11 protein-coding genes are annotated in these 12,155 nt (G+C 62.0%); 6 read left to right on the top strand and 5 right to left on the bottom strand.

The features are described from left to right. The first annotated feature begins 15 nt into the window (after positions 1–15). Together mscK and selO are read left to right on the top strand one after the other, a co-directional pair. A complete protein-coding gene (gene mscK, locus BMW74_RS10900; RefSeq protein WP_093418569.1) occupies positions 16–3,366 on the top strand; it encodes a mechanosensitive channel MscK in 3,351 nt (1,116 codons plus the stop codon). A 48-nt stretch (positions 3,367–3,414) separates the two neighbouring features. Further along, positions 3,415–4,878 carry a protein adenylyltransferase SelO gene (gene selO, locus BMW74_RS10895; protein ID WP_093418566.1) on the top strand — a complete coding sequence of 488 codons (1,464 nt, stop codon included), beginning with the start codon at positions 3,415–3,417 and terminating at the stop codon, positions 4,876–4,878. 6 nt (positions 4,879–4,884) lie between these two features. On the opposite strand, the gene BMW74_RS10890 is transcribed toward selO, so the two are convergent. Together BMW74_RS10890 and BMW74_RS10885 are read right to left on the bottom strand one after the other, a co-directional pair. Then, positions 4,885–5,286 (bottom strand): helix-turn-helix domain-containing protein, encoded by a 402-nt coding sequence (locus BMW74_RS10890; protein ID WP_093418563.1) that lies wholly within the window; start codon positions 5,284–5,286, stop codon positions 4,885–4,887. Next, on the bottom strand, positions 5,283–5,579 hold the full coding sequence (locus BMW74_RS10885; RefSeq protein ID WP_093418558.1) for a type II toxin-antitoxin system HigB family toxin: 297 nt from the start codon (positions 5,577–5,579) through the stop codon (positions 5,283–5,285). Before BMW74_RS10885 ends, BMW74_RS10890 begins: the two co-directional genes overlap by 4 nt. Positions 5,580–6,199: 620 nt before the next feature. On the opposite strand from BMW74_RS10885, the gene BMW74_RS10880 reads away from it, so the two are divergent. Together BMW74_RS10880 and trxC are read left to right on the top strand one after the other, a co-directional pair. Beyond that, on the top strand, positions 6,200–6,721 hold the full coding sequence (locus BMW74_RS10880; protein ID WP_093418554.1) for an Hcp family type VI secretion system effector: 522 nt from the start codon (positions 6,200–6,202) through the stop codon (positions 6,719–6,721). 133 nt (positions 6,722–6,854) lie between these two features. Next, positions 6,855–7,289, top strand: a complete 435-nt coding sequence (gene trxC / locus BMW74_RS10875) for a thioredoxin TrxC (RefSeq protein ID WP_093418549.1) — start codon at positions 6,855–6,857, stop codon at positions 7,287–7,289. 9 nt (positions 7,290–7,298) lie between these two features. Here trxC and BMW74_RS10870 read toward each other — a convergent pair whose 3' ends face one another. Further along, positions 7,299–8,069, bottom strand: a complete 771-nt coding sequence (locus BMW74_RS10870) for a ParA family protein (RefSeq protein WP_093418545.1) — start codon at positions 8,067–8,069, stop codon at positions 7,299–7,301. 212 nt (positions 8,070–8,281) lie between these two features. On the opposite strand from BMW74_RS10870, the gene BMW74_RS10865 reads away from it, so the two are divergent. Further along, the gene (locus BMW74_RS10865; protein ID WP_093418542.1) at positions 8,282–9,400 is read left to right on the top strand and encodes a cation:proton antiporter; all 1,119 of its coding nucleotides are present in this window, start codon (positions 8,282–8,284) and stop codon (positions 9,398–9,400) included. Positions 9,401–9,404: 4 nt separating this feature from the next. On the opposite strand, the gene BMW74_RS10860 is transcribed toward BMW74_RS10865, so the two are convergent. Then, positions 9,405–10,295 (bottom strand): LysR family transcriptional regulator, encoded by an 891-nt coding sequence (locus BMW74_RS10860; protein ID WP_093418538.1) that lies wholly within the window; start codon positions 10,293–10,295, stop codon positions 9,405–9,407. Between the two features lie 119 nt (positions 10,296–10,414). On the opposite strand from BMW74_RS10860, the gene BMW74_RS10855 reads away from it, so the two are divergent. Next, positions 10,415–11,692 carry an MFS transporter gene (locus tag BMW74_RS10855; protein WP_093418534.1) on the top strand — a complete coding sequence of 426 codons (1,278 nt, stop codon included), beginning with the start codon at positions 10,415–10,417 and terminating at the stop codon, positions 11,690–11,692. Between the two features lie 36 nt (positions 11,693–11,728). Here the strand turns inward: BMW74_RS10855 and BMW74_RS10850 are convergent. Next, positions 11,729–12,155 (bottom strand): type VI secretion system baseplate subunit TssF (locus BMW74_RS10850; RefSeq protein WP_139208393.1); only part of this gene is annotated, 427 nt, incomplete at its 5' end.

The following is a 12,155-nucleotide window of genomic DNA, read 5'->3' as shown; positions in this document are numbered from 1 at the left end:
TCTCGATTGGACTCTATGTCAACCCTGCGCACATTTCTCGCCATCGCCCTGCTGGGGCTGAGTCTCTCCGTCGGCACCCTGCAAGCGGCTGAACCGCCGTCTGCCGATTCGGTGCAAAAGAGCCTGGACAAGATTGCCGAACGCAAGCTGCCCGAGGCCGATCAAAAGGCCCTGCAAACCGTGTTGCAGCAGACGCTGGCGCAGTTGACCAGCAAGGACGACTACGACACGCGCCTGAGTAACCTCAAGCAGCAGTTGAGCACCGCGGCCAAACAGAACGTCGACAACCAACGTGAGTTGGATCGTCTCAAGGCCAGCAAGCCGACCCCCATCGAACAGCGCTATGGCAACCTCGCCGTACCGGCGCTCGAACAAATCCTCACCGAGCGCAGCACCCAGCAAAGCGACCTGCAAAAGGCCCTGGCCGATGCCAACAGCCTGCTCATCACCGCCCAGACGCGCCCCGAACGCGCACAAGCCGAGATCGCCAGCAGCCAGACGCGCATCCTGCAGATCAACAATATCCTCAAGTCCGGCAAGGACAGCGGCAAGACCATCACCAAGGAGCAGCGTGACCTGCTCAATGCCGAACTGGCGGCGCTCAACGCGCTGATCCCGTTGCGCCGCCAGGAACTGGCCGGCAACAGCCAGTTGCAAGACCTGGGCAACAGCCAGCACGACCTGTTGCTGGAGCGCTCGGATCGCATCGAGAAAGAGATCCAGGACCTGCAGACCCTGATCAACCAGAAGCGCCTGGCCCAGTCCCAGGAGACGGTGACCCAGCAATCCATCGAAGCGCAGAAGGCCGGCGGCAGCAGCCTGCTGGCCAATGAGAGTTCGGCCAACCTGAAGCTCTCCGACTACCTGCTCAGGAGCACCGACCGCCTCAACGAACTGACCCAGCTCAACCTGCAAACCAAGCAGCAACTCGACAACGTGACCCAAAGCGACGCCGCGCTAGACGAGCAGATCAGCGTGCTCAAGGGCAGCCTGCTGCTGTCCAAGATCCTCTATAAACAGAAGCAAGCCCTGCCGCGCCTGCGGGTCGACCGCAACCTGGCCGACCAGATTGCCGACATCCGCCTGTACCAGTTCGAGGTCAACCAGCAGCGCGAGCTGATCAGCAACCCCGAGACCTATGTCGACAACCTGCTGGCCACCCAGCCACCGGACCAGGTCACCCCGCAACTGCGCAAGACCCTGCTGGAACTGGCCGTCACCCGCGCCGACTTGCTGGAACGCCTGAACCGCGAGCTGAGCGCCCTGCTCAACGAATCCATCACCCTGCAACTGAACCAGAAGCAACTGCTGACCACCGCCTCGAACCTGCGGGCCACCCTCGACGAGCAGATGTTCTGGATCCCCAGCAACAAGCCGCTGGACTGGGAGTGGTTGCGCACGGTGCCGACGCGCCTGGAGCGACAGGTCGACACCTTGCCCTGGGCCTCCAGCCTCAGCGAACTGAGTGACGGGCTGATCCAGCGCCCACTGCTGTTCACCCCGCTGGCGTTGCTGATCGGCTTCCTGCTGTGGCGCCGCAAGTACCTGTACGCCCGCCTGAACAAGGTTCACCAGGACATCGGCCACTTCAAGCGTGACAGCCAATGGCACACGCCCCAGGCGATCCTGATCAACGTGTTGCTGGCCATGCCGCTGGCCCTGGCCCTGGCCTTGTGCGGCTATGCCTTGCAGATCGATGCCCGGGGGCAGAACGCCAACCTGGGTGCCGCGCTGTTGCAGGTCGCCCAGGCCTGGCTGGTGTTCTATACCGCCTATCGGATCCTCGCACCGGGGGGCGTGGCGGAACTGCACTTTCGCTGGGAAAAGCCGCAAGTGGAGTTCCTGCGCAGCTGGATCCGGCGCCTGGGCATGGTGGTCATTGCCCTGGCCGCCATCGTCGCCGTCGCCGAACTGCAACCGGCGGCACTGGCCGACGACGTGCTCGGCATCGGCGTGGTGCTGACCTGCTACGCGTTGATGGCCTGGCTGCTCAGCCGCCTGCTGCTCAACAGTCCGGCGCACAACAATACGTCGTTGTTTCGCAAGGTCGTCGGCGTGCTGTTCACGGCCCTGCCCATCGCCTTGTTCGTGGCCGTGTGCTTTGGTTATTTCTACACCGCGCTCAAGCTCAGCGATCGCCTGATCAATACCCTGTACCTGCTGATGTTCTGGCTGGTGATCGAAGCCACCTTCGTGCGCGGCCTGGCGGTCGCGGCGCGCCGCCTGGCCTACCAGCGGGCCCTGAGCAAGCGCCAGGCGGCCAAGGAAGCCGGCGACGGTGAAACCATCGTCGAAGAGCCGACCCTGGACATCGAAAAGGTCAACGAACAATCCCTGCGCCTGATCCGCCTGGCGCTGCTGGGTGGCTTCATTGCCGCGCTGTACTGGGTCTGGGCTGACTTGATCACAGTGTTCTCGTACCTGGACAACATCACCCTCTACGAGTACACCAGCGGCACCGGCGTCAACATGAGCATGGTGCCCATCAGCATCGGCGACATGCTTGGGGCGCTGATCATCATCGGCATCACCCTGGCCCTGGCTCGCAACCTGCCGGGCCTCTTGGAAGTGCTGGTGCTGTCCAAGCTGGACCTGGCGCAGGGCAGCGCCTATGCCACCACCACCCTGCTCACCTACGTGATTGCCGGCGTGGGCTTTGTCACCACGCTGTCGGCCCTCGGCGTCAGTTGGGACAAGTTGCAATGGCTGGTCGCCGCGCTCTCGGTGGGCCTGGGCTTTGGTATGCAGGAGATCTTCGCCAACTTCATCTCCGGGATCATGATCCTGTTCGAACGCCCGGTACGGATCGGCGACACCATCACCATTGGCAACCTGTCGGGCACCGTCAGCAAGATCCGCATCCGCGCCACCACCATTACCGACTTCGACCGCAAGGACATCATTGTCCCCAACAAGACGTTCATCACCGGGCAACTGATCAACTGGTCACTGACCGACACCGTCACCCGGGTCACCCTCAAGCTCGGCGTGGACTATGGCTCCGACCTGGACCAGGTCAAGGAACTGCTGCTCAAGGCCGCCCGCGAAAACCCGCGGGTGCTCAAGGAGCCCGAGCCCCACGTGTACTTCCTGAACTTCGGTGAAAGCACCCTGGATCACGAGCTGCGCATTCACGTGCGCGACCTGGGCGACCGCAACCCGGCGATCGACGAGATCAACCGCTTCATCAACCGTGAGTTCAAGAAGAACGGTATCAACATCTCTTTCCGGCAGATGGAGATCTACCTCAAGAACGCCCACGGCAGCGAGTACAAGCTCGTACCGATCGAGGACGAGAACCGGACCATCGCCGCGCCCACCACCGACAATCCGTCGCAACACCCCCCGGCGGCCAAGCTCGACTAAGTGGCCTTTCCCCAGCAGAATGCTCGGACATTCTGCTGGAGATGGCCGTTGAAAGCCCTCGACGAACTGACCTTCGACAACCGCTTCGCTCGCCTGGGCGACGCGTTCTCAACCCATGTGCTGCCCGAGCCCATCGACGCACCCCGGCTGGTGGTGGCGAGCCCCGCCGCCATGGCCCTGCTCGACCTCGACCCGGCCGTTGCCCAGAGCCCGGTGTTCGCCGAGTTGTTCGGTGGCCATAAGCTGTGGGCCGAAGCCGAGCCACGGGCGATGGTCTATTCCGGGCACCAGTTCGGTTCCTACAACCCGCAACTGGGTGACGGCCGCGGCCTGCTCCTGGGCGAGGTCTACAACCAAGCGGGCGAACACTGGGACTTGCACCTCAAGGGTGCCGGGCAAACGCCTTACTCACGCATGGGCGACGGTCGTGCGGTGCTGCGCTCGTCGATCCGCGAGTTCCTGGCCAGCGAGGCGCTGCATGCCCTGGGCATCCCGAGCAGCCGTGCACTGTGCGTGATCGGCTCCGACACCCCGGTGTGGCGCGAGAAACAGGAGCGCGCGGCGATGGTCCTGCGCCTGGCCCCCAGCCACGTGCGCTTCGGCCACTTCGAATACTTCTACTACACCCAGCGCCCCGAGCAGCAAAAAGCCCTCGGCGAACACGTGCTGGCGATGCACTTCCCCGAATGCCTCGAGCAACCGGAGCCGTACCTGGCGATGTTCCGCGAGATCGTCGAGCGCAACGCCGAGCTGATCGCCAAGTGGCAGGCCTATGGTTTCTGCCACGGGGTGATGAACACCGACAACATGTCGATCCTGGGCATCACCTTCGACTTCGGTCCGTTTGCCTTCCTCGACGACTTCGACGCCCACTTCATCTGCAACCACTCCGATGACCAGGGCCGCTACTCATTCAGCAACCAGGTGCCCATCGGCCAATGGAACCTCAGCGCGCTGGCCCAGGCCCTGACACCGTTCATCAGCGTCGAAGCCCTGCGCGAGACCCTCGGCCTGTACTTGCCGCTGTACCAGGCCCATTACCTTGACCTGATGCGCCGCCGCCTGGGATTCATCACCGGCGAGGAGGGGGACCAGGCGCTGGTGGAACAACTGCTGCAACTGATGCAAAACAGCGGCGTCGACTACAGCCTGTTCTTCCGCCGCCTGGGCGACGAACCGGCCGAAACGGCCGTGGCCCGCCTGCGCGACGACTTCGTCGACCTCCAGGGCTTCGATGCCTGGGCCCAACGCTACTGCGCGCGGGTTGCCCTGGAACACGACGGTGACGAACCGCAACGCCGCACGCGCATGCACGCGGTCAATCCGCTGTACATCCTGCGCAACTACCTGGCGCAGAAGGCCATCGATGCGGCCGAACGTGGCGACTACGCCGAGGTTCGCCGCCTGCACCAGGTGCTGAGCAATCCCTTCGAGCAGCAACCGGGAATGGACAGCTACGCCGAGCGCCCACCGGAGTGGGGCAAGCATCTGGAGATCAGTTGTTCGTCGTGAAGGGGTTCAGATGAAGGTCTCTACCGACACACCAAAACGCTCGGCCAACCAGCGAATCTGTCGCAGGTTGAGCTGACGTTTTCCACTGAGGACCTCCGAGACCACCGACTGCGCGCCAACACCGGGCAGGTCACTTTGAGTCAGGCCGTGCTCATTCATCAGGTAGCGCAGCACATCGACACCACTGGCTTGAGGCATGGGCCGGTGGTGTTGATCGTAGGCTTCAATCCAGTCACTGAGAATGTCCACCAGACTCATCAGCGGGTGCGACTCGTCTTCGCCGATCAGATCCAACAGCTCATCCAGGGCCTTGACCAGCACATCGTAATCAGCCTCGTTCTTGGGTTTGCGCAGCAACGGCGACACAAAGTGCCAATGCTCGGCGACTTGCTTGATCAGAACGCTCATCGACGCCCCTCCTTCCATTTGCCTTTGTCATATTCACGGTGATCCAGCACCTGTTTGATATACAACCGTTGCACCTTGTATTGCACCACGGCGATCAAGCGCAATTTGTTGCCACCGATATTGAACACATGCAACGACCCGACCTTGTCGGTTGCCGGGAACAGCGCTTTCATCTGCGCAAAATCACCCGGACTATTACGCTTGATCAGCCGATACCATTGATCCAATGCACTGGCTGAATGTGGCCATTGCTCCTTGCCCTCCCAAACGCGTCTCTCGGTAATCACACGTATGCAACATCCTTATCGCACTTTGATATAGAGATTAATCATTGCTTACCAGTATCGCAATTCGCTATATCCGCACTCAGACCAGTGGCACGGCTTGCGCATTGCTTGAACCAGCGTAGAAGACAGGACCTACCCGACCCCAGGCACATGTGTGAGTGCCTGTGACAACGAACACTCGAACCCGACGAGCTGCACATGTACTTCTGCGCCCCCCCCTACCGCAATACTGTTCACTAAGGTCATCTCGACATTTAAACAGTCCGTGGCGAGCGAGCTTGCTCGCCACGAGTGTTTCTTCGATATCGGGACGCCCTTAAGTGAACAGCATTACCCTCCTACCGAGCCATTTGTTGCGCAACAACCTGTGCATAAGTCTGTTGATATCTAGCTGTGACCCTTTATCCACAGCCCCCTAAAGCCACTGCGCATATTCCTGCCAGGCACCGCGCAACGACTCGCACATAATCCCGCGAATCCATTGCTCAAAAAACCACCAATTCCACCTATCCAATTGATTTTAATAGACTATTAATAAATGGCATGGCCTTTGAACTCAGTTTGGCAACCCCACGGGCAACACCCGCCCCACGGGCCCTAAATTGATTGCGCTAAGGAAAATACCCATGGCAACACCTGCCTACATGTCCGTCATTGGCACCAAACAAAAACTGATCACCGCCGGCGCCTTCACCGCTGACTCGGTGGGCAACACTTATCAGGAAGGTCACGAAGACCAAGTGATGGTCCAGGGCTTCAGCCATGAAGTGATCATCCCGCGCGACCCGCAGTCGGGCCAACCCACCGGCCTGCGTGTACACAAGCCCGTCAGAATCACCAAGGTGTTCGACAAGTCCTCGCCGCTGCTGCTCGCCGCCCTGACATCCGGCGAGCGACTGGAGGAAGTCACGATCAAGTGGTACCGCACCTCGGCTGCCGGTGCCCAGGAGTACTACTACACCACCACCCTGGAAGACGCGATCATCGTCGATATCAAGGGCTACATGCACAACTGCCAAGACCCGGCGAACATGCACTTCACCCACCTGGAAGACGTCGAGTTCACCTACCGCAAAATCACCTGGACCCACGAGGCCTCCGGCACTTCGGGCTCCGATGACTGGCGCTCCCCCGTCGCTGCGGGCTAAGTCGGCTCGGCATTGAGCCGATAAAATGGGCGACCCGTGGGTCGCCCATTTTTATTGCGGGTCACCGTACACCTTGATAATCCGCGCCGCCGACTCCAGATTGGCTGCATTGCCCACTGTGCGGAGCCCCTCCATGTCTGAAGCCCTCCTGATCCCCTGCCCCCATTGCAACGGGCTCAACCGCATCCCCGCCGAGCGCCTGGGCGACCAACCCAAATGCGGGCGCTGCAAAGCGTCGGTGCTGTCAAATAAGCCTTTCGACTTGAAACAAGGCGATTACGCCAGCCAGATCAAGGGTGATCTGCCGTTGCTGGTGGATGTGTGGGCCGACTGGTGCGGCCCCTGCAAGTCCTTTGCGCCGGTGTTCGAACAGGCCGCTGCACAGTTGCAGGGCAAGTGTCGGCTGGCCAAACTGGACAGCGAGGCCAACCCACAACTGTCGACACAACTGGGGATTCGTTCGATTCCGAGCCTGATCCTGTTCAAGAACGGCCGGGAAGTGGCGCGCCAGAGCGGCGCCTTCCCGCTACCGCAATTGCTGGACTGGCTGCGCAGCCAGGGGATCTGACGACCCTTCTCAGGAATGTTCCAGCAGGTTGTGCAACTCGACGAACTGCTGGGTCAGCTTGTGGCGCGGGTCGAGATGGATCAGCGGCATATTGGCCTGGTGCGACTCGCGCATGCGCACTGAACTGCCCAGGTACACCGGCAGCACCGGCAGGCCTTCGGCGATCAACTCGTCGAGGATCTGCTGCGGCAGGCTCGCCCGAGCCTGGAACTGGTTGACCACGATGCCTTCCACTTGCAGGTCTTCATTGTGGTCTTCCTTCAACTCTTCGATTTCCGCCAGCAGGCCATACAGGGCCTGGCGGGAAAAGCTGTCGCAATCGAAGGGAATCAACACCCTATCAGCCGCGATCAACGCCGATACCGCGTAGAAGTTCAAGGCCGGCGGAGTATCGAGGTAAATCCGTTCGTAATCTTCGGACAGCTCATCGAGCAACTTACGCAGCTTGTTGATCTTGTGCTTGGCCTCAAGCTTGGGCTGCAAGTCCGCCAGCTCCGCCGTGGCCGTGATCACGTGCAGGTTGTCGAAGGGCGTTTCGTAGATATCGACCTGATTTTTCTTGGAGAACGGCCCGGACGACAGGGTCTGCTTGAAAAAGTCGGCAATGCCCATCGGAATATCATTGCCGGTCAGGCCGGTGAGGTACTGCGTGGAGTTGGCCTGGGCATCAAGATCCACCAGCAAAGTGCGATAGCCCTCACTGGCGCTGACCGCCGCCAGGTTGCAGGCAATACTGGACTTGCCCACGCCACCTTTCTGATTGAACACCACACGCCGCATGTCAAAACCTCCGTGTATCAAAGATATGCCCGAGTGTAGTAGCCGATGCCGCTGGTTAGCTACCTCGAAGGCCAATGGACTACATGAGCAGATGCAATCTCTACAAAACAATCTGCGATTTCACACCTGTATTTGCTGCACGCCCGTCGCACCGGGATAATGCCCGGCACTCGGCCACAGGGCCATCGTCACCCGCCAAGGAAGCCTGCTGCATGATGATCGCCCTGTTCTGGCTGATGGCCCTGGCCCTGTTCGCCATCGCGACCCGCATCGGCCAGCGCCTGGGCTTGATTCCCATCGTCAGTCAGTTGCTGCTGGCGACCTTCGGCCTGCCGTTGTTGATGGTCTTCTGGATCGAGCCGCACTGGCAGTTGAGTGGCGCCGAACTGGTCTCGCCCACTTGGTTGAAAAACCTCTACAGCCTGGGTTTCGCCCTGTTGCTGGGGCACATTCTCAGCGATGTGATCGACCTCAAGCTGGACCGCCAGAGCCTGAAGATCGCCCTGCCAAGTTTCAGCATCCCGTTTGCCTGCGGCCTGGCCACCGCGCTGTGGCTACTGCCCAGCCAGCCGTGGCTGAGTTCCCTGGCCGTGGGCCTGCTGTTCGCCATCACCGCCATTCCGGTGCTGTACCTGTACCTGCGCCACATCGACTACCCGCCGGCCGCAACCCGGCGCCTGGTGCAGACAGCGATCCTCATCGACCTCACCTGCTGGAGCCTGTTCGCCCTCGCCCAGGGTAGCCTGCACCTGAGCAGCCTGTTGCTGCCTCTGGCCGGGGCGTGCCTGCCGCTGCTGCTGCGCGGGCTCGGCTTGCGCCAACCGTTGCTCCACAGCCTGGGCTTCTTCGCCCTGCTGGTGCTGGCCGAGCACTACACGCTCAACGCGCTGATCCTCGGCATTGGCTACGTGCTGTGTATGGCCGCGCTCAAGCTACCGCTGGTGCTGCCGCTCAGCGCGCGCTGGATGAGCTGCTTGCAGAATGCCATCGCCATCCCGCTGATCCTGACCTTCGGCATCGTGCAGATCGACGTGCACAGCGCCCTGGACAGCCTCGGCTGGACCCAACTGGCGGCGCTGCTGGTGTTGCCCATCGCCAGCAAGTTGCTGGGCAACTGGATCGGCCTGGGGTGGGCCGGCGCCTCGTTTGCCGGGGCCAGTCGCTGGCGCGAGAGCGTGCTGCTCAATATTCGCGGCTTGAGCGAGATCATCTTTCTCAACCTGCTGCTGCAACAACAGCTCATCAGCCCGGCGCTGTACTTCGCGCTGATGCTGATGGGCCTGCTCGCGACGTTGCTGCCGGCATTGGCTGGCCTGCACCGAAACCGGTAACTGCCTACGCGAGCTTACGTGTCAGCAACTCGACAAACGCCTTGGCCATCGGCGACTTCTGGTCCTTGCGCTGGACCAGCCACACCGCCGACATCGCCTGTGGGTCGAGCAAGGTCCGGTAGACCACGCCGTCGATGCGGATCCGCTGGTAGGACGCCGGCAACACCGACACCCCAAGCCCCGCCGCCACCAGGCCGATGATGGTCATGGCCTCGCCGGCCTCCTGGGCGAAGTGCGGGCTGAACCCGGCATCCCGCGACAGGCTCAACAACTGGGCGTAGAGCCCGCTGCCGTAGCTGCGTGGGAAGAAGACGAACGGCTCGTGGGCCAGGGCCGAGAGGAATAGGCCCGCTTCGCTGCCCTCCGACAGCGGGTCCTTGGCGCTGAGCACCGCCACCAGCGGCTCACGCGTCAACTCGACCACCTCCAGCGAATCCGCCAGTGGCAAGGGGCGCATGATGCCGACCTGGATCGACTCATCCACCAGCGCCTCGGCCACCTGGGTGCTGCTCATTTCCTTGAGGTTCAGGTGCACCGCCGGGAAACGCTGGCGAAAGGCGAAGATTGCCTGGGGAATGGTGGAGTTGAACGGCGCCGACGAGGTGAAGCCGATCTTCAACTCCCCCAGCTCGCCGAGTTGGGCACGCCGCGCCACGTCCGCCGCCTTGTCGACCTGGGCCAGCACCAGACGCGCTTCCTCCAGGAACAAGCGACCGGCCTCACTGAGCTCGACCCGACGATTGGTACGTTCGAACAAGCGGGCGCCGAGCTCTTGCTCCAGCACCTGGATCTGCTGGCTCAGGGGTGGTTGAGAAATGCCCAGCACCTGTGCGGCGCGGCCAAAGTGCAGTTCTTCGGCGACGGCGATGAAGTAGCGCAGGTGGCGCAGTTCCATGAAAACTCCATTAGGTCGCAAAACCTCTTAATCAGGTCGAACAATATATTGGATAGAACCATTAGCCAGCTATATGCTTTTTTCATTGCCCGCCCGGCCGTGCTCCCCCGAGGTCCCCTGTGAAAACTGCTGTCGCCCCACTCGCCCATGAGTTGCCCCCCATCGCCCAGGACGAAGTGCTCGCCCAACGCAACGACTCGTACATCGAAAAAGGCACGCCGATGTTCATGCGCACGGTGCTGGCGCTGTTCTCTGGCGGCTTTGCCACGTTCGCCCTGCTGTACTGCGTGCAACCGATGATGCCGCTGTTCTCCCGCGAGTTTTCGATCAACGCCGCGCAGAGCAGCCTGATCCTCTCGGTGGCCACCGGCATGCTCGCCATCGGCTTGTTGGTTACCGGGCCCATTTCCGACCGCATCGGCCGCAAGCCGGTGATGGTCGTCGCCTTGTTCGCCGCCGCGCTGTGCACCATGGCCAGCGCCGTGATGCCGACCTGGGAAGGGATCCTGGTGATGCGCGCCCTGACGGGTTTATCGCTGAGCGGGCTGGCAGCGGTGGCCATGACCTACCTGAGCGAAGAGATCCACCCGCAACACATCGGCCTGGCCATGGGCCTGTACATCGGCGGCAACGCGATTGGCGGGATGAGCGGGCGGCTGATCGTCGGCGTGTTAATCGACTTCATTAGCTGGCACGCGGCGATGCTGGTGATCGGCGGCCTGGCGTTGATCGCCGCGGCGGTGTTCTGGAAGGTCCTGCCGCCCTCGCGCAACTTCCGCTCGCGCTCCCTGCACCCGCGCAGCTTGCTGGACGGCTTCACCCTGCACTTTCGCGATGCCGGCCTGCCGCTGCTGTTTCTCGAAGCGTTCGTGCTGATGGGCGCCTTCGTCACCCTGTTCAACTACATCGGCTATCGCCTGCTGGCCGCGCCGTACCACCTGGACCAGGCGTTCGTCGGCCTGCTGTCGGTGGTCTACCTGTCGGGTATCTACAGCTCGGCGAAGATCGGCTCGCTGGCCGACAAACTGGGCCGGCGCAACGTGCTGTGGGGCACCATCGTGCTGATGCTCGTGGGCCTTGCCGTGACCATGCTCACGCCGTTGCCGCTGGTGATCCTGGGCATGCTGATCTTCACCTTCGGCTTCTTCGGCGCGCACTCGGTGGCCAGCAGCTGGATCGGCCGCCGCGCCACCAAGGCCAAGGGCCAGGCCTCGTCGCTGTACCTGTTCAGCTACTACGCCGGCTCCAGCATCGCCGGGACCGCCGGCGGAGTGTTCTGGCACCTGGGCGGCTGGACCGGCATCGGCCTGTTCATCGCTGGCCTGCTGCTGATTGCCCTGCTGGTGGCGTTGAAGCTGGCGAAGTTGCCGACGCTGGCGGAGGCGGCAAAGGCCTGAGCTCGCACCGGGGCTCAGCGGCAGGATCGACGGCGCTCAGCCGGGAATGCGCTGACTGTGTTGCTCGCTCCACCGCAGGCACTTTCCCGTCGGTTGCAGGATCAGCGTGAGCTGGGTGAACAGGTGAATGTCGGCATACAAGCCAAAGAAGCGATTGAGCATTTCGCCAAACAGGCTGATGTCGCCCTCGCCACAAAAACCGTTGGCGTCCAGGGTGACTTCGATGTCCACCCCGCGCAGCAAAAAGCCCTTCTCGAAGCGTTGGATCAGGTGATGACGCACCTCGACGATCGCCGCCAGGCGCCGACGATTCAGCTCGCTGCCGGTCCAGTCGTACAGCGCCAAGGTGCCGCGCAGCACTTCGGCGTTGTCGAGCATCGGCAGGAAGTTGGAGCCCAGGTGGCTGAGCACCCGCCAGTGGAAGCGGTCGCGATTGGGCGGGTAGCACGGCTGGGTCGGCGCG

The organism is Pseudomonas sp. ok272, assembly GCF_900109995.1.
In the GTDB taxonomy this organism is placed as follows: domain Bacteria; phylum Pseudomonadota; class Gammaproteobacteria; order Pseudomonadales; family Pseudomonadaceae; genus Aquipseudomonas.
This window is presented reverse-complemented; position numbering and strand designations above follow the sequence as displayed.